Genomic DNA, 22,113 nt, shown 5'->3' on the forward strand with positions numbered 1-22,113 from the left:
GCCTCGGCCGAGTCAAGATGGAAATCGTTGTCGATAGGAGGTCCTGTGTCGACCACTCGGCTGGTGCTGGTCTGCGGACAGCACCGCGAGTCCACCCGGATGCTCTCGACCCGGCTGATGACCGGCCTGCCCGCCACCGCCGTCGTGCACCACGACCTGAGCCGCGTCGCCGACGGCGTCGTCCGCCGCCGGGTGCGGATGGGTCGCGCGGACACCACCACGACCGTCGAACTCGCCCACGGCTGCGTCTCCTGCACGCTGCGGGAGGACCTGTTGCCGCTGGTGCGCGCGCTGGCCGCCGACCCGCGGATCGAGCGGATCGTGCTGCACCTCGACCCGGTCGTCGAGCCGGAACCGGTGTGCTGGGCGCTGGAGAACGTGCTGGTGGGCACCGCGCCGGTCGGGGACGTGACCTCGGTCGAGGCGGTGATCACCGTCGTCGACCCGGCGACGTGGCTGGAGGACGCCACCGGGGACGTGCCGATCACCGAACTCGGCGCGGTGGACGACGACCGGACGGTCGCGCAGGTGGTCGTCGGGCAGGTCGAGTTCGCCGACGCGCTCGTGCTGACCTCGGCGGCCGAGCCGTGGCTGGCCGCCCAGGTCGACGCGGTGCTGGACCGGCTGGCGCCGGGCGCTCCGAAGGCGTGGCTGGGGGACGTGGAGCCGACCGCGCTGCTCGCCGCGATCCCGGCGAACGCCCGGCGTGGGGAGATCGACGGCGCGCACGGTCCGCTGCTGCGCGGCGAGCCGCCGCTGGAGCACGACTGCGGGGTGGCGCTGACGGTCTTCCGCGAGCGCAGGCCGTTCCACCCGGAACGCCTGCACGACGCGATCGACGTGCTGCTCGACGGGGTGGTGCGGACGCGCGGGCGGGTGTGGGTGGCCAGTCAGCCGGACGTGGCGCTGTGGCTGGAGTCGGCGGGCGGCGGGCTGCGGGTGGGCCACGCGGGGGCGTGGCTGGCGGCGGTGCCGGAGACGGCGTGGGACCGGGTCCCGGCCGAGCGGACCGTGTCGGCGGCGCTGGAGTGGGACGCGCGGTTTGGCGACCGGCTGCAGGAGCTGGTGATCCTGAGCCACCGGGCCGACCCGGAGGAGATCGTCGAGGCGCTGACGGCGGCGCTGCTGACCGATGAGGAGCTGGCCGCCGAGTCGGAGTGGCCGGGGTACGCCGACCCGTTCGGGTCGTGGCACGCGGAGCCGTGCGGGGAGAGCCCCGCGGTCGATCTTGGTGTTCCTACGGTGCGGAAAGAGGAGTCATGAAGCCAGGGATCCACCCGGACTACCACCCGGTGGTGTTTCAGGACCAGTCGACGGGGAAGGCGTTCCTGACCCGGTCGACGGCCACGTCGTCGGTGACCGTCGAATGGGAGGACGGGAAGACCTACCCGTTGGTGGTCGTCGACGTGACGTCGGATTCGCACCCGTTCTGGACGGGCGCCAAGCGGGTCATGGACACCGCGGGTCGCGTGGAGAAGTTCTACCGGCGGTACGGGGGTCGAGTCTGATGGCGGTGCCGAAGCGGAAGCTGTCGCGGTCGAACACCCGGGCCCGCCGGTCGCAGTGGAAGGCCGCCGTGCCCGACCTGGTCCCGGTGCGCACGCCGGACGGGCGGGAGCTGCTCGTGCCCCGCTACCTCGTGCGCGCCTACCAGCGCGGACTGCTCTGAGATCAGGGCACCTGGGTCGTCTGGTCCGGTGAGTCGCGCCACTGTGCGAACGGCCGGTCCAGCGACCAGCGCCCGCCCGCGTAGGTGAGGATCCGGTGGGCGCAGTGCTCCGGGTTCGACAGCGACTCGAACAGGTCGATGCTCCACGAGAACATCCGCCTGCACAGCAGCCGCATCGTCAGGCCGTGGGTGACCACCAGCGCGGTGTCCGGATGCGTCGGGTCGTTCTCGACACGCTGTTCGAGCTCGTTCAGGAAGCTCGCCACGCGGTCGTCGACGTCGGCGCCCGACTCGCCGTGCGCGAGCCGGTAGAAGAAGTGGCCGAACTCGTGCCGCTTCTGCTTCTGGATCTCCTGCTCCACCGGGTCCTGCAGGTTCCCCCAGTCCTGCTCGCGCAGCCGCGGCTCCGGCACGAACCGCTCCACGCCCAGCCCGAGCAGCTGGAACGTGCGCGTGGTCCGCACATAGGGGCTCACATACGCCGCGACAGCGGAGCCCGCCAGCAGCTCGCGCAGCCGGACACCCTCGGCCGCGGCCTGCTCCTCCCCGCGCGGGGTCAGGGGCAGGGCGTGGTCGGGGATGCGGCAGTACGCCAGCTCGTCGATGTTGCCGAGGCTCTCGGCGTGCCGCAGAAGGATGATCCGCACGCCCCTATCGTGCCCGACCTAATACAGTGCGAGTGCCTACTCGACCTGGAGTGTCACAAGTGATCAAGTACATCGCCGTCTACCGGCGGCCGGATGACGCGGCGGAGTTCGACGACAGGTACTTCGGCAGCCACCTGCCGCTCGTCGACAAAACCCCTGGGCTGCTGCGGCAGGAGATCGCCAAGGTCAAGCGGGTCTACGTGCCCGGCTTCTTCGGCGACACCGAGCCGTACCTGGTCGCCGAGCTGTACTTCGAGTCCGAGGCCGCCATGAAGGCCGCGTTCAAATCACCCGAATGGCAGGCGTCCGGCGCCAACCTGAGCGAGATCGGCGGCATGGACCTCGTCGCCATGTTCTCCGCCGAGGTCGAGGCCGCCGAATGATCCCGCAGACGGTGGCCGTGGTCGGCGGCGGCACGATGGGCGCCGGGATCGTGCACGTGTTCCTCAACGCGGGCAGCCGCGTCGTCCTCGCCGAGGCCGACGCCGAGCGGGCCGCGGCGGGGGTGCGCAACGTGGAGGCGTCGCTGCGCAAGGCCGAGGAGCGCGGCAAGCTGGCCGACACCACCGACGCGCTGCTCGCCCGTCTCTCCACTGTGGACAAACTGGTCGACCTGCCCGCCGACACCGAGCTGGCCGTCGAGGCCGTGCCGGAGAACCTCGACCTCAAGCGGACCGTGCTCGGCCAGATCGCCGACACCTGCCCACAGGCCGTGCTGGCGTCCAACACCTCCTCGCTCTCGATCACCGAACTGGCCGTTGGCCTGCCCGGCGAGCGCGTGATCGGGATGCACTTCTTCAACCCCGTCCCCGTCCAGGTTCTGGTCGAGCTCGTCCACCACGCGGGCGTGTCCGCCGACGTCGCCGCGCGGGTGCGGGCGTGGTCCGAGGCGCTGGGCAAGACCGTCATCGAGGTCCGCGACGCGCCCGGGTTCGCCACGTCGCGGCTGGGTGTGGCCGTCGGCCTCGAAGCGATCCGGATGGTCGAGGAAGGCGTGGCGTCGCCGGAGGACATCGACACCGGGATGCGGCTGGGCTACGGCTGGCCGATGGGTCCGCTGCGGCTGACCGACCTCGTCGGCCTCGACGTGCGCCTGTCCATCGCCGAGCACCTGGCCCGCGAACTGGGCGACCGCTTCACCCCGCCGCAGCTGATGCGCGACATGGTCGCCAGGGGCGAGCTGGGCCGGAAGACGGGCCAGGGCTTCTTCACATGGTGATCGCCCGCCCGTTCCGACCCGAGGACGAGGCCGACGTCGTCCGGATGCGCAAGGTCGCCTTCGGCAACCAGAGCCCGGACTGGGCCACCCCGGCCTCGACCTGGTGGGGCGTGGTGGCCGAGGACGGCGACGGCGTGTGCGGGTCGCTGCGGGCGTGGAACTACCGGCAGTTCTTCGGCGGCGTCGCGGTGCCGATGGCGGGCGTGGCCAGCGTGACGGTCGACCCGCACGCGCGTGGCCGGGGCGTCGCGGGCGCGCTGCTGGTCAAGTCGTTGGAGCGGATGCGGGCGGAGGGCCAGGTCGTCTCGACGCTGTTCGCCGCCACCCCGCCGCTCTACCGGGCCTACGGCTGGGAACGCGTCGGCGCCCTGGAGACCGTGACGCTGCCGCCCGCCGCGTTCGGCTGGGTCGCCAAGCCCGGCGAGCCGACTCCGCTGCGCCGCGCCCGCGAAGCCGATCTGGCCGAGGTGCACCAGCTCTATCTCGACATCGCGTCCACAGTGGACGGGATGCTCGACCGGTCGGGCCCGCTGTTCGACATCACGAAGATCCTCACCCTCGACACCGTCGACGTCGTCGATGGGCTGCGCGGGTTCTGCTCGTCCAGCAGGCGCCCGCACAGCGAGACCCTCGACGTCTACGACATCGTCGCCCGCGACGCCGACGCGGGCCGGGCGCTGCTCGCCGCGCTCGCGACCTGGTCGGGCCAGGTCGACCAGATCTGCCTGCGCCGCTTCGACCCGCTGATCTGGGACCTGCTGCTCAGCCTGCCCGGCCACCACACGACGGCCGTCGAGCCGATCATGCTGCGGATCGTCGACTTCGCCGCCGCGGTCGCCGCGCGCGGCTGGCCGGAGGGGCTGCCGGACTTCGCCGTCGACCTCGACATCGCCGACGAGCACGCGCCGTGGAACGCGGGCAAGCACCGTTTGGTCCACGAGTCCGGCAAGACGCGCCTCGAAGCGGGCGGCGACGGCGAGGTCCGGATGACCGCGCGCGCATTGGCCGCCTGGTACGCGGGCGCGGCCACGATCGCCGACCTGAACCGCGCGGGCCTGGCCGACGGCCGCGCCCCGCTGCTGGACCTGGCCAGCCGCGCGCCCCGCCGACTGTCCATCGCGGACTCGTATTGACCTTGCCCCAAGGGCAGACGCCACGGTGAGGACATGCACGAAGACCGCATGATGATCGGCGACTTCGCCAGGCGGTCGCGGCTCTCCCCCAAGGCGCTGCGGCTGTACGACTCCATGGGGCTGCTCAGCCCCAGCGACGTCGATCCCGGCACCGGCTACCGCTACTACCGGTCGGACCAGTTCCACCGGGCCCGCCGCATCGTGATGATGCGGGGGATCGGCATGTCCCTGGCCCGCATCCGCGACGTCCTCGACCTCGACCCGGCCGACGCCGCCGCCGAGGTCGAGGCGGACTGGGCCAGGCGGGAAGCCGAACACGACAGTCAGCGCGGTCTCGTGCGGCTGCTGCTCACCACACTGACCGGAGGAGAGTCCGACATGTACGACGTCAAGATCCGCGACGTCCCCGCCCAGCGCGTGCTGGCCGTCACCCGCAACACCCTGGCCGACGCGCTGCCCTGCCACATCGCCGAGGACATGAAGCGCCTGTTCGCCCACCTTGAGGCGTCCGGCGCCACGGTGTCCGGGCCCCCGCTGGCGATCTACCACGGCGAGGTGTCGATGGATTCTGATGGGCCGATGGAGGTGGCTGTCCCGTTCACCGGCGATGTCGCGCCGGTGGGCGACCTGGTGGTCCGGGAGGAGGTCGGGCACCGGGAGGCGTTCGTGACGATCACCAAGGGGCAGGTGGTGTACCCGAAGATCATTGAGGTGTACGCGGCGGTGGAGGCATGGCTCAGCACCCAGTCGCTGACCGCGTCCGGCTCCCCGCGCGAGGTGTATTTCGCCGACTGGGCCGCGATCGGTGACCAGGACCCGGCCGCGGACATCGCATTCCCCTGCTGATGACTGGCGCTTGTATGGCGTCTGACAACCCAGTGTTGTCAGACGCCGTACAGCGCTGCGGGTATCAGGGGGCGAGCCGGACTTCCACCGTGTTGCCCGGCCCCGCGACGAACGCCGACAGCAACGGCGTTGCCGAGCCGCAGCCCGACAGCGCGGGCATCGCGAACGTGCCGGTCAGCGTCCCGCCCACGGCCGGATCGAACCCGGTCCCGCTCAGCGCGACCTCCGCGGGAACCGTGGTCGCGCACGTCGGCGACTGGCTGATCGGCAAACCGAACAAGGTCACCCGCGGCAGCCCGATGGCCACCTTGGCCGTCGCGGTCAGGACCCCGCCAACCAGCGTCGTCGTTGTCTCGACCGGCCCGAACGTGACGTCGGCGGCCAGCGGCAGCACGCCGCCGAGCCGGATCTCCGCCTTCGTCGGGTCCAGCTTCACGGTCGAGTCGAACGACCCCGTCAACGCCACTGCGGCTCCCTTGACCCGCGCGGTCCCGGTCAGTCGGTACGCGGCGGGCGCCGTGCGGACCTCGAACGGCGGGCCGAGCGCGCCGCGGTTGCCGTGGCTGTCGATCCCGGCCACGCGCAGCCAGTAACTCGTGTCGGGCTGGAGGCCGCCCACGGTGGCCGTCAGCCCGGGCACCTGCACGGCGGCCCGCTCGTCGACATAGACCTCGTACCCGACCACGTCCCAGAACGGCCCACTCGTGGCGTTGTAGCTGATCGACACGCTGTCGCTGGTCGTGCCGGTCACCGCCAGCCCACCCGGCCCGGGCAGGATCTCGGCGATGACGTTGTCCACCCGGAACGTCTGCCACCGGGTCGGCGCGCCCGTGCAGACGCCGGTCAGTTCGCCCGCGGAGGTGCCGTCGGCCCGACCCAGTTGGATCCGCACGTCGAGGGTGTCGACGTCGACGGTGTGCACGCCCTCGTGGGGGACGGTCGTCTGGCGCGAGGTGTAGCCGACCAGCGGGATCGTCACCGTGCCCGGCGTGACCGCGACCTTTCGGAAGTCCATCGCGATCACCTCCCGCCGGGTGCCGCCCTTGTCGGTCGTCACCAGGTTCACCCGCACGGTGCCCGCCAGTACGGCCGCGCCGCGCAGGTCGGCGGTCGGCACGGTCAGCGACGCGGTGACTCTGGATTCGCTCGGCGCCGGATAGAGATAGGCCGGATTCTGGATATTCGCCGACAGTGACGCCGAGATCGGCCCGGTCAGACCGGCTAGGGAACAGTCGCGGGAAACGGTCGCGGACATGGTTTCCGCGGCGGCGCTCCCTGGGTTGACGACCAGCGCGACGACGGCCGCGACCAGCGGAACCAGCACAACTCGCACAGCTCACCCCTGTAGTGGATAACGATATGGAAAGGCGAGCGTAGAAGCGTTGATCACCTGCGGGCAACATTGTTGCTCCATTCGCGAAACCATTGTCCGCGCAATAGGAATCCGGCTACTAATTCCCGTAAAAGAATTGTCACGTTGCGGGGGATGGCGGCCCGCGTAACCTGCACACTCGTGCTGATCGTCGTGTTGGAGCTGATGGGCCTGGCGGTGTTCGCCGCGTCCGGCGCGCTGGCGGCCGTGCGCGCCCGGCTCGACGTGTTCGGGGTCGTCGTGCTCGGCATGACCACCGCGCTCGGCGGCGGCATCATCCGCGACGTCCTCCTGGGCATCACCCCGCCGACGACCCTGCGCGACTGGCCGTACCTGGTGGTCCCGATCGGCGCCGCGCTGGCGGTCTTCGGCTTCCACCCGCAGGTCGCCCGGCTGCGCAAGGCCGTGCTGCTCGCCGACGCCGTCGGGCTCGGCCTGTTCACCGTCTCCGGTACCGCGACCGCGCTCGCCCAGGGCGTGCCCGCCTACACCGCCTGTCTGATCGGGATGACCGCGGGCATCGGCGGCGGCGCGCTGCGCGACCTGCTGCTGCGCGAGATCCCGCTCGTCCTGCGCCGCGAGATCTACGCCATCGCCGCGCTGTCCGGCGGGGTGGTCGTCGTGGCGGGCACGCGGCTGGGGCTGCCGTCGGTGCTGGTCACGGCCGTGGGCGCGACGCTGGTGGTGACGATCCGGGTGCTCGCGCTGTGGCGGCGGTGGAACGCGCCGATCGCGCGCGGCGTGTCCGAGGAACTCTCAGGCGGATCTCAGCAGGGCAGTGAACACTGACGGCATGCGCATTCTCGTAGTCGACGACGATCGGGCCGTGCGCGAGTCCCTGAGGCGGTCGCTGCAGTTCAACGGCTACCAGGTCGAGCTCGCCAGCGACGGCCAGCAGGCATTGGAGTCGGTGCTGGGCGCCGACAGCCCCGCGGCCCGCCCGGACGCCATGGTCCTGGACGTCATGATGCCCAGGCTCGACGGCCTGGAGGTGTGCCGCCGCCTGCGGGGCGTCGGCGACGACCTGCCGATCCTCGTGCTCACCGCGCGCGACCTCGTCTCCGACCGGGTCGCCGGGCTCGACGCGGGCGCCGACGACTACCTGCCCAAGCCGTTCGCGCTCGAGGAGCTGCTGGCCCGGCTGCGCGCGCTGCTGCGCCGCGCCACCCCGGAGCCGGTCGGCGCGGGCGCCCCGGCGGTGCTGCGCTTCGCCGACCTGGAGATGGACCTCGGCACCCGCGAGGTCCGCCGCGGCGAGCGCTCCATCAGCCTCACCCGCACCGAGTTCGCCCTGCTGGAGCTGCTGCTGTCGCACCCGAAGCAGGTGCTCACCCGCGGCCGCATCCTGGAGGAGGTCTGGGGCTACGACTTCCCGACCTCGGGCAACGCCCTGGAGGTCTACGTCGGCTACCTGCGGCGCAAGACCGAGGCCGAGGGCGAACCCAGGCTGCTGCACACCGTGCGCGGCGTCGGCTACGTCATGCGGGAGACGCCTCCCTGATGACGTACGGAACCGCGGCCGAACCGAGCGCGGTCCACCAGCGCGTCTCGTTGCGCACCCGCATCACGCTGCTGGCGGCGATGTGTGTCGGCGGGGCGGTGGCCCTCGTGTCCCTCGGCGCCTACATCACCGTCTACCGCGGTCTCTATCAGCAGGTCGACGACAGCCTGACCGCGCGCGCCAAAGCGCTGGAGGCCAACACCCAGGTCGTCAACCAGGGGCGCACCGAGATCCCGAGCTTCTTCCTGGAGCTGTCGGACATCAAGTTCGACGTCATCGACCAGAACGGCGCGTCCGCGTTCGACCGCCCGGTCGAGCGGCCGCCGATCGGCGACGACGAGCTCAGGGTCGCCTCCGGCGCGCGGGCCCAGTCGTTCCGCACCGACGAGGCCACCGACACGCGGGTGCTCGCGGTCACCTACCCGTTCTTCACCAAGCCCACGGCACTGGTGCTGGCCCAGCCGCTGGAGTCCACCAAGAGCACGCTCGGCAAGCTCGCGGTCGTGCTCATCGTGATCGGCGGGTCCGGCATCATCGTGGCCGCCATCGCGGGCACGGCCGTCGCGCGCGGCAGCCTCAGACCGGTCCAGCGGCTCACCGCGGCCGCCGAGCGGGTCACCTACACGGGTGATCTCCGGCCGATCCCGGTCGCGGGCGACGACGAGCTGTCCCGGCTCACGCAGAGCTTCAACGCGATGCTCGGGGCGGTCGCCGAGTCCCAGGAGCGGCAGCGCAGACTCGTCGCGGACGCGGGCCACGAGCTGCGCACCCCGCTGACGTCGCTGCGCACCAACCTCGAACTCATGCTCGCCTCCGAGGCCCCCGGCGCGCCGTCGCTGTCCGCGCGCGACCGCATCGAGATCCACGACGACCTGCGCGCCCAGCTCGACGAGCTGACCCAGCTCATCGGCGACCTCGTCGAACTGGCCCGCGAGGACGCCGCGCCCGCCGTGCAGGAGCACGTCGAGCTGGTCGAGGTCGTGGAGGCCGCGCTCGACCGGGCGCGCAGGCGGGCGGGCGACATCACCTTCGACGTGCGGCTGCACCCGTGGCACCTCGTCGGCCACGCCGCCTCGCTGGAGCGCGCGGTGCTGAACCTGCTGGACAACGCGGTGAAGTTCAGCCCGCCCGGCGGAACCGTCCGGGTCGACCTGCGGCCCGCGGGCGACGGCTACGCGTTCCTCCAGGTCGCCGACGCGGGCCCCGGCATCAGCGACGCCGACCTGCCGCACGTGTTCGACCGGTTCTACCGCTCGCAGGAGGCGCGCACGCTTCCTGGCTCCGGGCTGGGCCTGGCGATCGTGAAGCAGGCGGCCGAACGGCACGGCGGATCGGTGTTCGCCAGCCGCTCCGCCGACGGCGGCGCGCTCATGGCGATGCGGCTCCCCGGAAGTTCGGAGTAAGCCCTAACAAAATCCAGCGTTGGGTCTTGTAGAATTCTGTTGTGCTCGCACGTCAGCGCCAGGAACTGATCCTGGACGAAATCCGCCGGACCGGGGCGGTGCAAGTTCACGCCCTGGTCACGAGGCTCGGCGTGTCCGACATGACCGTCCGCCGCGACCTGGATGTGCTCGCCAAGCGCGGGCTGTTGGAGAAGGTGCACGGTGGCGCCACCTCGGTGGTCGGCCGCAGCACCGACGAGCCGGGGTTCGAGGCCAAGTCGGTCCGCGCGCTCCCGGAGAAGGAGGCCGTGTCCGCCAGGGCGGCCGGGCTGATCCGGCCGGGGACCGCCATCGGCATCTCCGCGGGCACCACTACCTGGACCTTCGCCCGCTTCCTCGCCGACGTGCCCGACCTGACCGTGGTCACCAACTCGATCCCGGTCGCCGACATCCTGCGCCACGACGGCCGCCCCGACCGCACGGTCGTGCTGACCGGCGGCGTGCGCACCCCGTCCGACGCGCTGGTCGGCCCGGTCGCGGTGCAGACGCTGCGGTCGCTGCACCTGGACATGGTGTTCCTCGGCGTGCACGGCATGTCCGACCGCGCGGGCTTCACCACGCCCAACCTGGACGAATGCGAGACCGACCGCGCGCTGGTCGAGGCGGGCGGGCGGCTGGTCGTGCTGGCCGACCACACGAAGTGGGGCCTCGTCGGCATCGCCACCATCGCCGACCTCACCGAGGCCGACGTGCTGGTCACCGACGACGGCATCGAGCCGGAGGCGCACGAGACGCTGTCGGAGCGGGTCGGCGAACTGATCATCGCGAGCGTGCCGAGCCCGGCCGCCGCGGGTGGTGAGCGGTGAGGCGCAGCCTGCGCGCGCTCGCCGACGGCCGGGAGATCTGGTACTTCGACGACACCGCCACCGGCGAGCGCGCCGCGGTCGACACCCGCGACCTCCCGCCCGCGGCCAACCGCTCCCAGATCCGCCGCGACCCGCTGACCGGCGAGTGGGTGGCGCTGGCCGCCCACCGGCAGACCCGCACGTACAAACCGCCCGCCGGGCTCTGTCCGCTGTGTCCGTCCACTCCGGGCAGGCCGACGGAGATCCCCGAGTCGGGGTACGACGTGGTGGTTTTTGAGAACCGATTCCCCTCGTTCGCACAGAACGCGTCAGCGCCGTCGGCTTCCGGGCTGGTGCCCGCGGCTCCGGGGATCGGCCGCTGCGAGGTCGTCTGCTTCACCGACGACCACTCGATGTCCTTCGGCGAGCTGCCGGTCAGCCGCATCCGCACGGTGGTCGACGTGTGGGCCGACCGCACGACGGCGCTGGGCGCGCTGCCGGGCGTCGAGCAGGTCTTCCCGTTCGAGAACCGCGGCGACGAGATCGGCGTGACGCTGAGCCACCCGCACGGCCAGATCTACGGCTACCCCTTCGTCACCCCGCGCACCGACCGCATGCTGCGCGTCGCGGCCGACTACCACGCCGAGAACGGCCGCCACGTCATGGCCGACGTGCTCGCCGCCGAGCGGTCCGCGGGCACCCGGGTACTGGTCGACTCGGCCCACTGGACGGCGTTCGTGCCCGCCGCGGCGCGGTGGCCGGTCGAGGTCCACCTGGTGCCCCACCGGCAGGTGCCCGACCTGCCCGCGCTGACCTCGGACGAGCGCGACGACTTCGCCGAGGTCTACCGGACCGTGCTGGGCATGCTCGACGGCCTCTACGACCGTGAGCTTCCCTACATAGCCGCGTGGAACCAGGCGCCCGTCCGGCAGGACCGCGAACTCGCATGGCTCCATTTGGCCGTGTTCTCGGTACTGCGAACGGCGGACAAAGTGAAGTATCTTGCCGGTTCGGAGTCCGGAATGGGCGTGTGGATCAACGATGTGACGCCGGAAGACCTCGCCGTGAGGTTGAAGACTTCTCGGCCTTCACACAGGACGGTCTCAGGCGTCTCTCAGTAGACTGGCGCAAGGTAGGTGGCATGACGGACGACAAGCCTGGCGACTTCGGCCAGGAGGCCACTCCAGTCAGCCCTTGGTCGGCGGAAGCCGCCATGGAGTCGGGGAACTTGGTGGGACGGGTGCAGGGCCCGGAACACCAGGCGTTCGACCCTCGGTCGCACGGGGAGCAGGGCCCCACGCGACCGGGGCCGGACCACGGTGTCGGTGAGGTGCAGGGCCTCGCCGCTCCGGAAACCGGTGGACGGGTGGTCGGGGTGCAGGGCCCCGACCACCCGGACTCCGCCGCCACGGGTCCGGCGGAGTCGACCGCTTTCACTGGGGATAGAGGGCCGGACGGCCCAATCGACACGCCTGAACCCGAGATTTCCTCCGTCGGAACTTTTTCCGACGGAGTGCGGCCCCCCGTGGGCTCCGCCGCGTCGGCCACCGAGCAGGTCCTGTTCGGTACCGCGTTCACCGGCCACCACAGCTATGCGGGGCAGCCCGTGGCCAATCCGTACGCCCCGCCCCACCTCACCCAGGCCGCGCCCACCTACAGCGCACCCCAGCACATCCCGCCGCAGCGAATCGCCCCTGAGCCGCACAAGCGCGCGGGCGGGCTGGTCGCGGGCATGACCGTGCTCGCGCTCATCGTCGGTGGCGCGGCGGGGGCGGCCGGGGGATACCTGGTCGCCGACTCCCGGCCCGGTCAGTCGGCCTCCGCGCTCGACGCGCCGCCACCGGCGAAGCAGGCATCGACCCCGGCGCCCGCCGGGTCGGTGGAGGCCGTGGCGCAGAAGGTGCTGCCGAGCGTCGTGCAGCTGCAGGTCCGCGGCCGGTCCGCGGCTGGGGAGGGGTCCGGCTTCGTCATCAGCGAGGACGGCCTCATCGTCACCAACAACCACGTCATCGAGGCCGCCGTCGACGGCGGCTCGATCGTGGCGGTGTTCCAGGACGGCCGCACGGCCAAGGCGAGCGTCGTCGGCCGCGACCCGTCGTCCGACCTCGCCGTCGTGCGTGCCCAGGGCATCTCCGGGCTGACGGTGGTCGAGCTGGGCCGCTCCGACGACCTGAAAGTCGGCCAGAGCGTGGTCGCGATCGGCTCGCCGTTCGAACTCTCCGGCACCGTGACCTCCGGAATCGTCAGCTCATTGCGCAGGCCCACCCGCGCGGGCGGCGAGAACGGCAGCCAGGCCACCGTCATGGACGCCATCCAGACCGACGCGGCCATCAACCCGGGCAACTCGGGCGGCCCGCTGGTCAACATGCAGGGCCAGGTGATCGGCATCAACTCGGCGATCTACAGCCCGCGCACCGGCACGGGCGCGGGCGGCTCGGTCGGCATCGGTTTCGCCATCCCCATCGACCAGGCCCGCCGCACCGCCGACGAGATCGTCAAGACCGGCAAGGCCACCCAGACCGTCCTGGGCGTCAGCGTCCGCGACAACCCCGACGGCGGCGCCCTCATCTCCGAGGTCGTCTCCGGCGGCGCCGGGGAGCGCGCCGGGCTCAAGTCCGGCGAGGTGATCACCATGCTCGACGACCGCCGCATCGAGACATCCGACGCCTTGGTCGCGGCGGTCCGCTCGAAGGCCCCCGGCGACAAAGTCAAGCTGGTAATCGGCGACGGGACGCGTACAGTCGAGGCAACGCTCGCGGGACAGCCCGTAGAGCCCAAGTAGACACTCCGGTTCGCTGCCCCCGAACCGGACTGGGGCTCCTTGCAGGGGAGCCGGGCACAGGAGTCGCAAGCGGACGGAACGTAACCCTCGCCCGCCCGCTGCGGCTCCTTGTCACGTCCGGGCATGGTGGACCATGTAGCCCAGGACAACCTGCTGGGAGGCCCACCCATGGACGAGACCGGCCGAGTGCTCGTCGTCGACGACGACCGGACCGTCTCCGACGTCGTCCGCCGCTACCTCGAACGCGACGGCCACCAAGTGTCGCTGGCCGACAACGGCGAGGACGCGCTGCGCTGGATCGCCGAGCACGAGCCCGACCTGGTGGTGCTCGACCTCATGCTGCCCGGCATCGACGGCCTGGAGGTGTGCCGCAGGCTGCGCGAGCGCAGCGCGGTGCCGGTGGTCATGCTGACCGCGCTCGGCGAAGAGGAGAACCGGATCGCGGGCCTGCAACTCGGCGCCGACGACTACGTGACCAAGCCGTTCAGCCCCAAGGAACTCGCCCTGCGGGTCAACTCGGTGCTCCGCCGCTCCCGCGCCACCCCCAAGCCCCGCGCCGCCGACCTCGTCGACGGTGACCTGCGGCTCGACGCCACCGCTCGCAAGGCCACAGTGGACGGCACGGAGCTGGCGCTGACGACCCGCGAGTTCGACCTGCTGGAGTTCCTGCTGGGCCACAAGGGCGAGGCGTTCACCCGCGAACAGCTGCTCGACCGGGTCTGGGGCTGGAACTTCGGCGACCAGTCGACGGTGACCGTGCATGTGCGGCGGCTGCGGGAGAAGATCGAGACAGCGCCCGCGAAGCCGACGCGGATCGTGACCGTGTGGGGCGTGGGCTACCGCTACGACGGGACCGCGTGATGGTCGACTCCGGCGAGCCGCTGCGGCTGATGCTGCTGCACCTGTGGCACATCCTCCCGTACGCGCTGCTCACGGTCCTGCCGGTCGTCCTTGTCGGCGCGCTGCTGCTGCACTGGCTGCGCAACGGGTCGCTGTCGACGTCGATGACGGTGCTCGTGCTGATCCCGGTGGCCGCGCTGCTGGTCGGCGTGCTGGGCATCAGCGGCTTCATGTTCAACACCGCGCTGACCACGATGCTGCTGGTATGCCTGCTGGTCACCCTGGTGACCGTCCCGGTCGCGGTGTTCCTCGGCCGCCGCATCGCCCGCCGGAGTGTGTGGGAGCGCGAGGCCAGGGAACGCGAACGCGCGGCGGAGGCGTCCCGTCGGGAACTGGTCGCCTGGATCAGCCACGACCTGCGCACTCCGCTCGCCGGGATCCGTGCGATGGCCGAGGCCCTGTCCGACGGCGTCGTCAGCTCCCCGCGCGAGGTCACCGGCTACGCCAACCGCATCGGCGGGGAGACCCGGCGGCTGTCCTCGATGGTGGACGACCTCTTCGAGCTGTCCCGCATCACCGCGGGCGCGCTGCAGCTCACCATGGCCGCAGTGCCCTTGCAGGACATCGTCAGCGACGCGCTGTCCGCCCAGGTGCCGGTGGCCGAGCGGAAGCGGGTGCGCCTGCTGGCCGAGGCCCGGCTGTGGCCGGTGGTCCTGGGCAGCGACCCGGAACTCGCCCGGGTGGTGATCAACCTGATCTCCAACGCCATCCGCCACACACCGCCGAACGGCACCGTCGCGGTGAAGGTCGACGTGGAGGGCCCCGACGCGGTCCTGTCGGTCGACGACGCCTGCGGCGGCATCCCGGAGGCCGAGCTGACCCGCGTGTTCGACGTCGCCTTCCGCGGCAGCGCGGCGCGCACCCCGGAGGAACACGGCGGCGGCGGGCTCGGCCTGGCCATCGCGAAGGGCTTGGTGGAGGCCCACCACGGGCGGATCAACGCCAGCAACCACGGGCCGGGCTGCCGCTTCGAGGTGCGCCTGCCGCTGGCGGTCTAGCAGGTGCACGACACGCGTCACCTTCAGCGGCCGCGCCTCGACGGGACGACTACGGTTGACCCCATGGAACGCAGCGCACAACGGCTCGGCCGGGCCCTCGTCGTGATCGTGGATGACCGCGTGGCCCACAAGGAGCACGAGGACACGGTCGGACCGCTGGTGACCGAGCTCCTCGAAGAAGCAGGCTTCATCGTCGACGGCATCGTCCCCGTCGAGGGCGAGACCGTGGCCATCCGCAACGCGCTCAACACCGCCGTCATCGGCGGGGCGGACCTGGTGGTCACCGTCGGCGGCACCGGTGTGTCCCCGCGCGACGTCACCCCCGACGCCACCCAGGGCGTGCTCGACCGCCCGATCCCGGGCATCGCCGAGGCCCTGCGTTCCTCCGGCCTCGCCGCGGGCGCCGTCGACGCGGGTGTCTCCCGCGGCCTGGTCGGCGTTTCGGGCAGCACCCTGGTGGTCAACTTGGCGGGCTCCCGCAGCGCCGTCCGCGATGGCATGGCCACCCTGTCGGCGCTCGTCCCCTACGTCATCGGAGAACTCTCCGGCCTCGACGGCAACTGATCCACCGCACTGGGCCGGTTCGCGACACAGCGGACCCGCCCAGCTTCGGCCTTCCCGCGCCACCCGCCGCCGTCGATGACCGGGCTCAGCCCCCGTGGTGCGGCGGGCGGTTGCTGCGGTACCAGTCGTCGCGGTCGTTGTCGTCGGGTGACGGGTCGCGCTCGTCCGACGTCGTGTCCGGGAGCACGTCGCCGAAGATCCGGTCGAGGTCGCGGCGCCGGGGGCGTTCGTCGTCGGTCGGTTCGGTCATGCCGCCATCATCCCCGACCCAGGGTCCGGGGGAGTCCACCGCGTCGTGGCTCCCCGGACCGTGGGGTCAGCGGCTCTGCTGCTGCGAGCGGAGCAGGTCGCGGATCTCGGCGAGCAGTTCGACGTCGGTCGGCTCGGCCGGGCCCGCCTCCTCACCGCGCTTGCGGCGTTCCTGGATGTGCTTGACCGGCAGGACGATGACGAAGTAGACGATCGCGGCCACGATGGCGAAGTTGATCGCGGCGTTGATCACCGCGCCGAAGTCCATGAACGTCGACGGGTTCTCGCCGATGATCCGGAACCCGAGGCCCTGGGCCGCGTCGGAGCCGCCGATGGCGTTGATGAGGGGCTTGATGAGGCCGTCGGTGAACGACGTGACGATCGTGGTGAACGCGGCACCGATGATGACGGCGACCGCCAGATCGATGACGTTCCCGCGCATCAGGAAGTCCTTGAAGCCCTTCAACACGTGGGCACTCCAATCTCGGAAGACGGCAGGGGAAGCCGTCGGAAGGGGGTTGGCAACTATCGGAGGGTAACCGTCACCGGCCTTTCGAGTGAGATGGAAGCGACCCGTGTCGCGGAATCCCTCGGAAGGGCGATAAGAAGCAAACTTCCACGTTCCCTTCCGTGCACCCGCTCGTTGACTCTGGCGGTCATCACGGTCGCGTCCCGGGCGAGCACGACCGACGCATGGCCATTTTGAGCTGCGGAAATGATGTCGACCCGCGCCCCGGGGCGGATCAGCCCGACTAAGTCGGGATCGGTTAACCGGATCGCCACCGCGGCTTCGCCCGGATCGATCGTGGCGCGCCCGACAAGTCGCGCCTCGGTTATCGGTTCGCCTTCCGCGACCGGGAGAGTCAATATCCGGCCCGCGGCCGACGCCGGATCGGTGAATGCGGATTCCGGGCGCAATTCCGGCGGCGCGCGCACGATCCGCACATCCCCTGGGCTCAGCCCGGCTCCGGCGCCGAGCGCGCGGGCGGCCACCAGCATCGGGACGGACTCCTCGGCGCCGGACCGCAGCCAGAGAACGGTCGCGAGGACCAGGAGGACGGCGGCGATGATCCGGCGCGGGGTGAACGGCTTGGGCATGTCGGCTCCGGTGGGTCGGGATCGGTGTCGATCTCGACGTTAGAAGCCGAACGGCCCAAGCGGCACCCGGTGCCCGTCAGCTGTGGATCGCTGACGGGACTGTGGACAACTCGGGCTCAGGAAGCCTTCGCCGCGGGGGCGGGAGTCGACGTCGTGGTAGACGTGGACGTGGATGACGCCGACGACGAAGTGGAGGAAGACTCAGCCTTGGCGGCGGGAGCCGAGTCCGTCTTCGCGGGCACCGTCGAGGTCTTGGTGCCCGAGCGGCTGTCGTTGCGGTAGAAGCCGCTGCCCTTGAACACCACGCCGACCGAGCCGTACAGCTTGCGCAGGCGACCGGCGCATTCCGGGCACTCGGTGAGCGCGGCATCACTGAACGACTGCACCGCCTCGAAGCGGTGCTCGCATGCCGTACAGGCGTACTGGTACGTGGGCACGGTGGCTCCCTCTCGACGCACTGGCACTCGGACCGCCGGAGTGCTAACCCCAATTCTGCGACACACCGCGCGCGGAGCGCAAACACCCTGGTCCGATCTCACATCAACGAAGTGCCATCAGCCCGCGACCAGGGGTGAGGACGGCGGTCATCCGCACGTCGTGCGGCTCGGCGGGCAGCCGGTCGACGATCTCCTGGTCGCGCACCACCGCGATCAGCGGCGTGTCCGGCGCGGCGATCGACAGCGTCCGGTCGTAGAACCCGGCCCCGCGCCCCAGCCGCACCCCGGTCCGGTCGACCCCGAGCGCGGGCACCAGCACCGCGTCGGCGATTCGCAACGCGGCCTCGCCCAACAGTTCACCTATCGGTTGCCGAAGCCCGTGTGGACCGGGCCGCAGCGAGTCGGGCCCGTCGTACCAGGCCCAGTCGAGCGGCCCGCGCCCCAACACGATCGGCAGGAGGATGCGCACCCCGCGCGCGGCGACGTCGTCGAGCATCTGGACCGACCCCGGCTCGGACCCGATGGGCACGTACGCGCACAGCGTCTGACCGCCGCGGACGACATCTCCGCTGGTCAGCAGGTCGGTGAGGCGCAGCGCCTCGGCGAAGCGCACGCTGGCGGGCACCCGGCGCCGCCGATGTAGCAGCGCCGCGCGCCACTGGTCCTTGGTCCACTCGTCGGTCGCATCGAGATCACTCCCAGGGCCGGCCACACCACGAGGTTAGGCTGACTGTCCATGAGCGCGTCGACCGCATTCACCACCGCCATCGTCCCCGCAGCGGGCCTCGGCACCCGGTTCCTGCCCACCACCAAGGCCGTCCCCAAGGAATTGCTCCCTGTGGTGGACACCCCCGGCATCGAGTACGTCGCGGCCGAGGCCGCCGAGGCCGGTGCCACCCGGCTGATCATCGTCACCTCGCCGGGCAAGGACGCGGTCGCGGAGTACTTCCGCCCGCAGCCCGAGCTGGAGAAGACCCTGGAGGACCGCGGCAAGACCGCACTCCTGGAGAAGGTCCGGCGCGCGCCCGCGCTGCTGGAGGTGGAGACCGCGATCCAGGACCAGGCGCTCGGCCTCGGCCACGCCGTCGGCTGCGCCGAGGGCAACCTGCGCGGCGACGACGAAGCGGTGGCCGTGCTGCTGCCCGACGACCTCGTGCTGCCCACCGGCGTGCTGACCAGGATGGCCGCGGTGCGCGCGAAGTTCGGCGGGTCGGTGCTGTGCGCGTTCGACATCCCGCGCGAGCAGATCTCGGCTTATGGCGTGTTCGACGTGGCCGACACCGACGACCCGGACGTCAAGCAGGTCCACGGCATGGTCGAGAAGCCTCCGGCCGACGAGGCGCCGTCGACCTTCGCCGCGGCGGGCCGCTACCTGCTCGACCGGGCGATCTTCGACGCGCTCAAGCGGATCACCCCCGGCGCGGGCGGCGAACTCCAGCTGACCGACGCCATCGCGCTGCTGATCGCCGAGGGCCACCCGGTCCACGTCGTGGTGCACCGCGGCGGACGGCACGACTTGGGCAATCCTGGTGGCTTCCTGCGTGCCGCCGTGGACTTTGCCCTCGAGCACCCGGAGTATGGGCCGGACCTGCGGGAATGGCTCCGCGACCGTGTCGGCGGCGTGTAGCTGCCGCACTTTCATGGCGATTGGTGACAGGGTAACCGGATGAGGTCAGTCGACGAGCAACTCGCCAGGGCGCTGGCGGCCGCGGTCCGGCCCGCCCCCGTGCGGGTAGCCATCTCCGAGGCGCAGGGCCTGCTCTGCGCCGAGGAGGTCGTCGCCGAGCGCGCGCTTCCCGGCTTCGACCAGGCCGCGGTCGACGGCTACGCGGTGCGCAGCGTCGACACCCAGGCCGCGGGCGACGAGCCGGTCCAGCTCCCGGTCGTCGGGGAGATCCCGGCGGGCTCGCGGCAGCCGCGCAGACTCCAGCCGGGGCAGGCGGTGCGCATCGCGACCGGCGCGCCGCTGCCCACCCTCGCCGACGCCGTGCTGCCCACCGGCTTCACCGACGGCCACCACGCCAGGGTCACCGTGCACCAGCCGGTGCCCTCGGCGGCCTACGTCCGGCGGACGGGCGAGGACGTGCAGACCGGCGACGTCGCGGTGCGCCGCGGCGCGGTCATCGGCCCGGCCCAGGTCGGGCTGCTCGCCGCCGTCGGCCGGTCGAAGGTCCTCGTCTACCCGCGGCCCCGCGTGTCGATCATCTCCGTGGGCGACGAACTGGTCGACATCGACCGCACGCCAGGCCAGGGCCAGGTCTACGACGTCAACTCCTACGCGCTGGCCGCCGCCGCGCGGGACGCGGGCGCCGAGGTCAACCGGGTCGGGATCGTCGAGAGCGACGCCAAGCGGCTGCGCGAGGTCATCGAGAGCAGGCTGCTGCTGTCGGAGATCGTGGTCATCGCGGGCGGCGTCGGCGGCGAACTGGCCGACGAGGTCCGCTCGGCCGTCAGCGACCTCGGCGACGTCGACCTGAGCCGGGTCGCGATGCACCCCGGGTCCGTGCAGGGCTTCGGCAGGCTCGGGCCGGACGCGGTGCCCACGTTCCTGCTGCCCGGCAACCCGATGAGCGCCCTGGTGGTGTTCGAGGTCATGGTGCGCCCGCTGATCCGCGCCGCGCAGGGCAAGCGCAACCCGCACCGCCGCGTGGTCACCGCGCGGCTGCTCTCGCCGATCACCTCGACCAAGGACCGCCGCGGCTTCCTGCGCGGCCAACTGCTGCGCGACGAGTCGAACGGGGAGTACCTGGTGCAGCCGCTGGGGCTGTCCGGCTCGCACCTGCTGGCGTCGCTGGCCGAGGCGAACTGTTTGGTCCTGATCGCCGAGGACGTCACCGAGGTGGCCGTGGGCGAGCAGGTGCAGGTCAGCTTCCTCGCCCAGCGTGGCTGAGCCCCTGGGCCGCCACCCCGGCTGGCCCGCCAGACTCGGTCCGCTGCGGGTGCCCGCGGGCGTGGTGGAGGTCCGCCCGCCCCGGCTGTGGGACGGCTCCGCGTGGAGTCAGCTGCGCCGGCGCGACCAGCGGCACCTGGAGAGCTGGGAGCCCTCGGTGCCCGGCACGTGGGCAGACCGCAACGCGGGCCTGGCCTGGCCCGGCCAGTGGTCGGCGCTGCGCGCGCTGGCCCGGCGCGGGATGGCCCTGCCGTTCGTGATCACCGTCGACGGCAAGCTCGCCGGGCAGATCACCGTGGGCAACGTCATCCGCGGGTCGCTTTGCTCGGCCTGGGTGGGCTACTGGGTGGCTACACACGCCATCGGCGGCGGGGTGGCGACGGCCGCGGTGGCGCTCGTCGTCGACCACAGCTTCGCCGCGGGCGGGCTGCACCGGCTGGAGGCCACGGTGCGCCCGGAGAACGCCGCGAGCCTGCGCGTGCTGGCCAAACTGGGCTTCCGCGAGGAGGGCCTGCTCCGCCGCTACCTCGACGTCGCCGGGGACTGGCGTGATCATCTTTTGTTCGCTCTGACCACAGAGGACATTCCGAACGGCCTGGTGGCAGACCTGATCGCGCGCGGCGGAGCTACTTCGCCGTAAGAGTGTGCGACGTTCACGCCGAATTTGTTTGATCATCCCCGTTACGCGGGAAGGTCCACTAGCGAAGTAGCCAAACGGGTGAACATGGTCGGCGCGCCTCCGTCATGGGTGTGACTGTTGTGACTAACGTGGCGAAGTGTCGGAGTGAGCAAGGGGGAGGTGCCGGGACATGCCGAGCTCGTTGATCGTGGTCGCGCTCGTAGTGGCATGGCTCGTCGTCCTCGTCCCGATGGTCGTGCGCAAGCGCCAGGAGATCGCCCGCACGGCGGACTCCGCCCTCGCGGCCAGGGTCGTGCGCAGCGGCGTGAGCCACGACCTGGCGGACGACACCGACGACCACGAAGAGGCCGAGGACACCCGAGAGGACTTCGCGATGAGCGACGCCGACGAGGTGGATACCGAGCTCGACGCCGACGACCTGGACGACACCCCACCGCTCCGCCGCTACCGCCCCGGCCGCGGCGGCTACGACCCCGAGGCCGCCGCCCACGCCGCCCGCGCGAAGTACGGCTTCCGCCAGCGCGTCGTGCTGCTGATGATCGTCCTGGCGGTCATCTCGGCCATCACGGCGGCCGTCGTATCCACGCCCGTGTGGTGGGTGCACGCCGCCATCGACATCGCCCTCGTCGGCTACCTCACGTACCTGCGTCGGCAGGTGCGCATCGAGGAGGAGATCCGCCAGCGCCGGTACGCCCGGATGACGGCGGTCCACCGCTCTCACGCCCGCCCGATCGAGGACGAGTACGAAGACGAGTACGAGGACGAACTGCCCGTCCGCGAGTACGCCCGAGTGACCCACCCGGGCGCGGTCGTCATCGACATCGATGACGAGGACCCGTGGTTCGACCACCTCGGCCACCCCGACGACCTGCCGTACCGTCGAGCCGTGGGCGAGTAACCCCCCTGTCCAAGGTGGTCCGCGGAGCCTGATACGCTCTGCG

Annotated in this window: 27 protein-coding genes; 20 read left to right on the top strand and 7 right to left on the bottom strand. The window is 71.4% G+C overall.

The window, feature by feature from the left end:
- Positions 1–45 precede the first annotated feature (45 nt).
- The 3 genes from mrf to rpmF are packed head-to-tail and all read left to right on the top strand — an operon-like array spanning position 46 to position 1,669.
- On the top strand, positions 46–1,263 hold the full coding sequence (gene mrf / locus ACSHT8_RS26480) for a ribosome hibernation factor-recruiting GTPase MRF (protein WP_436493608.1): 1,218 nt from the start codon (positions 46–48) through the stop codon (positions 1,261–1,263).
- On the top strand, positions 1,260–1,508 hold the full coding sequence (locus ACSHT8_RS26485; RefSeq protein ID WP_436493609.1) for a type B 50S ribosomal protein L31: 249 nt from the start codon (positions 1,260–1,262) through the stop codon (positions 1,506–1,508). The genes mrf and ACSHT8_RS26485 overlap by 4 nt, the downstream gene beginning before the upstream one ends.
- Positions 1,508–1,669, top strand: coding sequence for a 50S ribosomal protein L32 (rpmF, locus tag ACSHT8_RS26490; protein WP_436493610.1), 162 nt, complete (start codon positions 1,508–1,510; stop codon positions 1,667–1,669). The genes ACSHT8_RS26485 and rpmF overlap by 1 nt, the downstream gene beginning before the upstream one ends.
- A 2-nt stretch (positions 1,670–1,671) precedes the next feature.
- On the opposite strand, the gene ACSHT8_RS26495 is transcribed toward rpmF, so the two are convergent.
- Entirely contained in the window at positions 1,672–2,316 is a 645-nt protein-coding gene (locus ACSHT8_RS26495; RefSeq protein ID WP_436493611.1) for a histidine phosphatase family protein, read from the bottom strand.
- A 59-nt stretch (positions 2,317–2,375) separates the two neighbouring features.
- Between ACSHT8_RS26495 and ACSHT8_RS26500 the strand changes: the two genes are divergently transcribed.
- Genes ACSHT8_RS26500 through ACSHT8_RS26515 form a run of 4 tightly spaced genes read left to right on the top strand, consistent with a single transcriptional unit; the run spans position 2,376 to position 5,514 of the window.
- Positions 2,376–2,699, top strand: a complete 324-nt coding sequence (locus ACSHT8_RS26500; RefSeq protein ID WP_436493612.1) for an EthD family reductase — start codon at positions 2,376–2,378, stop codon at positions 2,697–2,699.
- Positions 2,696–3,535 carry a 3-hydroxyacyl-CoA dehydrogenase family protein gene (locus ACSHT8_RS26505; protein ID WP_436493613.1) on the top strand — a complete coding sequence of 280 codons (840 nt, stop codon included), beginning with the start codon at positions 2,696–2,698 and terminating at the stop codon, positions 3,533–3,535. Before ACSHT8_RS26500 ends, ACSHT8_RS26505 begins: the two co-directional genes overlap by 4 nt.
- Positions 3,529–4,668 carry a GNAT family N-acetyltransferase gene (locus tag ACSHT8_RS26510; protein WP_436493614.1) on the top strand — a complete coding sequence of 380 codons (1,140 nt, stop codon included), beginning with the start codon at positions 3,529–3,531 and terminating at the stop codon, positions 4,666–4,668. The genes ACSHT8_RS26505 and ACSHT8_RS26510 overlap by 7 nt, the downstream gene beginning before the upstream one ends.
- A 33-nt stretch (positions 4,669–4,701) precedes the next feature.
- Complete coding sequence (locus ACSHT8_RS26515; RefSeq protein WP_436493615.1) at positions 4,702–5,514, top strand: MerR family transcriptional regulator; 813 nt, start codon at positions 4,702–4,704, stop codon at positions 5,512–5,514.
- A 64-nt stretch (positions 5,515–5,578) separates the two neighbouring features.
- On the opposite strand, the gene ACSHT8_RS26520 is transcribed toward ACSHT8_RS26515, so the two are convergent.
- Positions 5,579–6,847, bottom strand: a complete 1,269-nt coding sequence (locus ACSHT8_RS26520) for a fibronectin type III domain-containing protein (protein WP_436493616.1) — start codon at positions 6,845–6,847, stop codon at positions 5,579–5,581.
- A gap of 153 nt (positions 6,848–7,000) precedes the next feature.
- Between ACSHT8_RS26520 and ACSHT8_RS26525 the strand changes: the two genes are divergently transcribed.
- From ACSHT8_RS26525 to ACSHT8_RS26565, 9 genes are all read left to right on the top strand, one after another.
- A complete protein-coding gene (locus tag ACSHT8_RS26525; RefSeq protein ID WP_436493617.1) occupies positions 7,001–7,675 on the top strand; it encodes a trimeric intracellular cation channel family protein in 675 nt (224 codons plus the stop codon).
- Positions 7,676–7,679: 4 nt separating this feature from the next.
- Entirely contained in the window at positions 7,680–8,387 is a 708-nt protein-coding gene (locus tag ACSHT8_RS26530; RefSeq protein ID WP_436493618.1) for a response regulator transcription factor, read from the top strand.
- Entirely contained in the window at positions 8,387–9,790 is a 1,404-nt protein-coding gene (locus ACSHT8_RS26535) for an ATP-binding protein (RefSeq protein ID WP_436493619.1), read from the top strand. Before ACSHT8_RS26530 ends, ACSHT8_RS26535 begins: the two co-directional genes overlap by 1 nt.
- Positions 9,791–9,831: 41 nt before the next feature.
- Entirely contained in the window at positions 9,832–10,635 is an 804-nt protein-coding gene (locus tag ACSHT8_RS26540) for a DeoR/GlpR family DNA-binding transcription regulator (RefSeq protein ID WP_436493620.1), read from the top strand.
- Positions 10,632–11,735: a galactose-1-phosphate uridylyltransferase gene (gene galT / locus ACSHT8_RS26545; protein ID WP_436493621.1), complete on the top strand. Its 1,104-nt coding sequence runs from the start codon at positions 10,632–10,634 to the stop codon at positions 11,733–11,735. The genes ACSHT8_RS26540 and galT overlap by 4 nt, the downstream gene beginning before the upstream one ends.
- Before the next feature lie 404 nt (positions 11,736–12,139).
- Positions 12,140–13,396 carry a S1C family serine protease gene (locus ACSHT8_RS26550; RefSeq protein ID WP_436493622.1) on the top strand — a complete coding sequence of 419 codons (1,257 nt, stop codon included), beginning with the start codon at positions 12,140–12,142 and terminating at the stop codon, positions 13,394–13,396.
- 168 nt (positions 13,397–13,564) lie between these two features.
- Positions 13,565–14,257 carry a response regulator transcription factor gene (locus ACSHT8_RS26555; RefSeq protein WP_436502185.1) on the top strand — a complete coding sequence of 231 codons (693 nt, stop codon included), beginning with the start codon at positions 13,565–13,567 and terminating at the stop codon, positions 14,255–14,257.
- Complete coding sequence (locus tag ACSHT8_RS26560) at positions 14,257–15,294, top strand: sensor histidine kinase (RefSeq protein ID WP_436493623.1); 1,038 nt, start codon at positions 14,257–14,259, stop codon at positions 15,292–15,294. The genes ACSHT8_RS26555 and ACSHT8_RS26560 overlap by 1 nt, the downstream gene beginning before the upstream one ends.
- A gap of 63 nt (positions 15,295–15,357) precedes the next feature.
- The gene (locus ACSHT8_RS26565) at positions 15,358–15,858 is read left to right on the top strand and encodes a MogA/MoaB family molybdenum cofactor biosynthesis protein (RefSeq protein ID WP_054054370.1); all 501 of its coding nucleotides are present in this window, start codon (positions 15,358–15,360) and stop codon (positions 15,856–15,858) included.
- 85 nt (positions 15,859–15,943) lie between these two features.
- Here ACSHT8_RS26565 and ACSHT8_RS26570 read toward each other — a convergent pair whose 3' ends face one another.
- From ACSHT8_RS26570 to ACSHT8_RS26590, 5 genes are all read right to left on the bottom strand, one after another.
- A complete protein-coding gene (locus tag ACSHT8_RS26570; protein WP_436493624.1) occupies positions 15,944–16,108 on the bottom strand; it encodes a hypothetical protein in 165 nt (54 codons plus the stop codon).
- 66 nt (positions 16,109–16,174) lie between these two features.
- On the bottom strand, positions 16,175–16,576 hold the full coding sequence (mscL, locus tag ACSHT8_RS26575) for a large-conductance mechanosensitive channel protein MscL (RefSeq protein WP_436493625.1): 402 nt from the start codon (positions 16,574–16,576) through the stop codon (positions 16,175–16,177).
- 56 nt (positions 16,577–16,632) lie between these two features.
- A complete protein-coding gene (locus ACSHT8_RS26580; protein ID WP_436493626.1) occupies positions 16,633–17,205 on the bottom strand; it encodes an SAF domain-containing protein in 573 nt (190 codons plus the stop codon).
- 116 nt (positions 17,206–17,321) lie between these two features.
- Complete coding sequence (locus ACSHT8_RS26585; protein WP_436493627.1) at positions 17,322–17,642, bottom strand: FmdB family zinc ribbon protein; 321 nt, start codon at positions 17,640–17,642, stop codon at positions 17,322–17,324.
- 103 nt (positions 17,643–17,745) lie between these two features.
- On the bottom strand, positions 17,746–18,354 hold the full coding sequence (locus ACSHT8_RS26590; RefSeq protein ID WP_436493628.1) for a 5-formyltetrahydrofolate cyclo-ligase: 609 nt from the start codon (positions 18,352–18,354) through the stop codon (positions 17,746–17,748).
- Between the two features lie 24 nt (positions 18,355–18,378).
- Between ACSHT8_RS26590 and ACSHT8_RS26595 the strand changes: the two genes are divergently transcribed.
- The 4 genes from ACSHT8_RS26595 (at position 18,379) to sepX (ending at position 22,070) form a co-directional block, all read left to right on the top strand.
- Complete coding sequence (locus ACSHT8_RS26595; RefSeq protein WP_436493629.1) at positions 18,379–19,269, top strand: UTP--glucose-1-phosphate uridylyltransferase; 891 nt, start codon at positions 18,379–18,381, stop codon at positions 19,267–19,269.
- Between the two features lie 39 nt (positions 19,270–19,308).
- Positions 19,309–20,532: a molybdotransferase-like divisome protein Glp gene (gene glp, locus ACSHT8_RS26600; RefSeq protein WP_436493630.1), complete on the top strand. Its 1,224-nt coding sequence runs from the start codon at positions 19,309–19,311 to the stop codon at positions 20,530–20,532.
- Positions 20,525–21,172 carry a GNAT family N-acetyltransferase gene (locus ACSHT8_RS26605; RefSeq protein WP_436493631.1) on the top strand — a complete coding sequence of 216 codons (648 nt, stop codon included), beginning with the start codon at positions 20,525–20,527 and terminating at the stop codon, positions 21,170–21,172. The genes glp and ACSHT8_RS26605 overlap by 8 nt, the downstream gene beginning before the upstream one ends.
- Positions 21,173–21,341: 169 nt before the next feature.
- Entirely contained in the window at positions 21,342–22,070 is a 729-nt protein-coding gene (sepX, locus tag ACSHT8_RS26610) for a divisome protein SepX/GlpR (RefSeq protein ID WP_436493632.1), read from the top strand.
- The last annotated feature ends 43 nt before the right edge of the window (positions 22,071–22,113 follow it).

Source organism: Actinokineospora sp. HUAS TT18, assembly GCF_051364635.1.
Taxonomy (GTDB): domain Bacteria; phylum Actinomycetota; class Actinomycetes; order Mycobacteriales; family Pseudonocardiaceae; genus Actinokineospora.

Bases quoted from the DNA above. Each gene is read 5' to 3' on its own strand.
- ACSHT8_RS26485 (WP_436493609.1), top strand. From the start codon at position 1,260: ATGAAGCCAGGGATCCACCCGGACTACCACCCGGTGGTGTTTCAGGAC.
- rpmF (WP_436493610.1), top strand. From the start codon at position 1,508: ATGGCGGTGCCGAAGCGGAAGCTGTCGCGGTCGAACACCCGGGCCCGC.
- ACSHT8_RS26505 (WP_436493613.1), top strand. From the start codon at position 2,696: ATGATCCCGCAGACGGTGGCCGTGGTCGGCGGCGGCACGATGGGCGCC.
- ACSHT8_RS26510 (WP_436493614.1), top strand. From the start codon at position 3,529: ATGGTGATCGCCCGCCCGTTCCGACCCGAGGACGAGGCCGACGTCGTC.
- ACSHT8_RS26515 (WP_436493615.1), top strand. From the start codon at position 4,702: ATGCACGAAGACCGCATGATGATCGGCGACTTCGCCAGGCGGTCGCGG.
- ACSHT8_RS26525 (WP_436493617.1), top strand. From the start codon at position 7,001: ATGGCGGCCCGCGTAACCTGCACACTCGTGCTGATCGTCGTGTTGGAG.
- ACSHT8_RS26530 (WP_436493618.1), top strand. From the start codon at position 7,680: ATGCGCATTCTCGTAGTCGACGACGATCGGGCCGTGCGCGAGTCCCTG.
- ACSHT8_RS26535 (WP_436493619.1), top strand. From the start codon at position 8,387: ATGACGTACGGAACCGCGGCCGAACCGAGCGCGGTCCACCAGCGCGTC.
- ACSHT8_RS26555 (WP_436502185.1), top strand. From the start codon at position 13,565: ATGGACGAGACCGGCCGAGTGCTCGTCGTCGACGACGACCGGACCGTC.
- ACSHT8_RS26560 (WP_436493623.1), top strand. From the start codon at position 14,257: ATGGTCGACTCCGGCGAGCCGCTGCGGCTGATGCTGCTGCACCTGTGG.
- ACSHT8_RS26565 (WP_054054370.1), top strand. From the start codon at position 15,358: ATGGAACGCAGCGCACAACGGCTCGGCCGGGCCCTCGTCGTGATCGTG.
- ACSHT8_RS26570 (WP_436493624.1), bottom strand. From the start codon at position 16,108: ATGACCGAACCGACCGACGACGAACGCCCCCGGCGCCGCGACCTCGAC.
- ACSHT8_RS26580 (WP_436493626.1), bottom strand. From the start codon at position 17,205: ATGCCCAAGCCGTTCACCCCGCGCCGGATCATCGCCGCCGTCCTCCTG.
- ACSHT8_RS26595 (WP_436493629.1), top strand. From the start codon at position 18,379: ATGAGCGCGTCGACCGCATTCACCACCGCCATCGTCCCCGCAGCGGGC.
- glp (WP_436493630.1), top strand. From the start codon at position 19,309: ATGAGGTCAGTCGACGAGCAACTCGCCAGGGCGCTGGCGGCCGCGGTC.
- sepX (WP_436493632.1), top strand. From the start codon at position 21,342: ATGCCGAGCTCGTTGATCGTGGTCGCGCTCGTAGTGGCATGGCTCGTC.